Annotated in this window: 2 protein-coding genes; both read left to right on the top strand. The window is 70.0% G+C overall.

The window, feature by feature from the left end; genetic code table 11:
- Positions 1-896: alkaline phosphatase family protein (locus ACFVWD_RS58315; RefSeq protein WP_389607303.1), on the top strand; the 896-nt coding region annotated here is incomplete at its 5' end.
- Between the two features lie 390 nt (positions 897-1286).
- The gene (locus ACFVWD_RS58310; protein WP_389607301.1) at positions 1287-1556 is read left to right on the top strand and encodes an alcohol dehydrogenase catalytic domain-containing protein; all 270 of its coding nucleotides are present in this window, start codon (positions 1287-1289) and stop codon (positions 1554-1556) included.
- Positions 1557-1652 lie beyond the last annotated feature (96 nt).

The following is a 1652-nucleotide window of genomic DNA, read 5'->3' as shown; positions in this document are numbered from 1 at the left end:
TCTGCTCGGTGTTCGGACCGACCTGGCCCAACCGGCTGTACTGGATGACGGGCACGATCGACCCGGGCGGTACACAGGGCGGGCCGATCATCGCGAACACGGTCCCGACGCCGTACCGGTGGACGACGTACGCGGAACGGCTCCAGGCGGCCGGGGTCAGCTGGAAGGTGTACCAGCAGGACGACGACTACGACTGCAACATGCTGGAGCAGTTCGCGAGCTTCCGCTCGGCGGCGCCGGGGTCCGACCTGTACGAGCGTGGCCTGCGCCCGCAGCCGGAGGGCACGTTCGAGGACGACGCGCGCAACGACCGCCTGCCCGCCGTCTCCTGGATCATGCCGACGAGCTTCCAGTCCGAGCACCCGGACCACCTGCCCGCCGCGGGCGCCGATTTCGTCGCGTCGAAGATCGAGGCGATCGCCTCCAACCCGAAGGTCTGGGGCAAGACCGCGTTCATTCTGAACTACGACGAGAACGACGGCCTGTTCGACCATGTTCCGCCGCCGACGCCTCCGGCCGGAACCGCCGACGAGTTCGTCCAGGGGCTGCCCATCGGAGGCGGCTTCCGAGTCCCCGCGATCATCATCTCGCCCTGGACGGTGGGGGGTTGGGTGGCCTCGGAGGCCTTCGACCACACCTCGGCCCTGCGGTTCCTGGAACAGTTCACCGGCGTCCAGGAGCCGAACATCAGCGCCTGGCGCCGCGCGGCCTTCGGGGACTTCACCTCGGCCTTCCGCTTCACGCAGCCACAGCCGCTGCCGCCGCTCCTGCCCGACGACACGGCGCAGCAACTGGAGAAGGCGAAGGAGCAAGTGGCGACACTGCCCGCACCCACCCTTCCGGGTGCCGACCAGTCGTTCCCGCACCAGGAGACGGGGGACCGGCCGCACGTCTGACGGCGGCGCGTCCCCGGCCCGGAGCAGGCTGGGGACGGCGGCCGTGCAATTCACGGGCTGCGGGGACAGCTCTGCCCGGAGGCGCGGCCGCCGGCACCTCAGCGGCCGCGCACATACGTCGTCGACACCGCGCTGCACGATCCCGGCGTCGGCTGGATCGAGACGGCCGAGGACGGCCCGCACAGATCGCCGGTCAATCCGCTGGCGCTCCTCGACGACTCGGTGGGCGGCGGCCGTGACGACCGTGTGCAGTTCATCGCCGGGCTCAACCACTGGGACCTGCACGAGGACCAGTGAGGTTTTGAGGTCGTAGCGCGGTAGTGCATCCGTGCACGCGCCCCCAAGTTCTCGGCTTCGCTCGAGATCGACTGGAAGATCCTGCATGGCTAGATGAGCCAGGTGATACCTCTCGATCTTCCGGCGGGTCTCGGGTCCGACGTGGCCGGCGTGGTCGACCGGGTCGGAGAAGGGGTGACCGCTTTTGACGTGGGTGACGAGGTGCTGGGGGCGTCCATCACCCCTTCCTGCGCTCAGTCCGCGCTCGCCGACCCCGCCGTGCTGGTCGCCGAGCCGGCCTCCGTCCCCGGGGAGGTGGCGGGGAGCCTGGCAGGCCCGGGCATCACCGCTTGGGAGGTGCTCGACAAGCTCAAGATCGCCTAGGTCCTGTCGTCACATTCCCGTCGTCCGCCCGGAGGGCGGGCCCTGCGGGGTCATGGGGGTCCCCCTGCTCGAGCGGAGTCGAGAGCTTGGGGGAGC

The organism is Streptomyces sp. NPDC058086 (assembly GCF_042885015.1).
Lineage (GTDB): Bacteria > Actinomycetota > Actinomycetes > Streptomycetales > Streptomycetaceae > Streptomyces.
The sequence above is the reverse complement of the archived record's forward strand: the minus strand, read 5'-3'. Positions and strand labels throughout refer to the sequence as shown.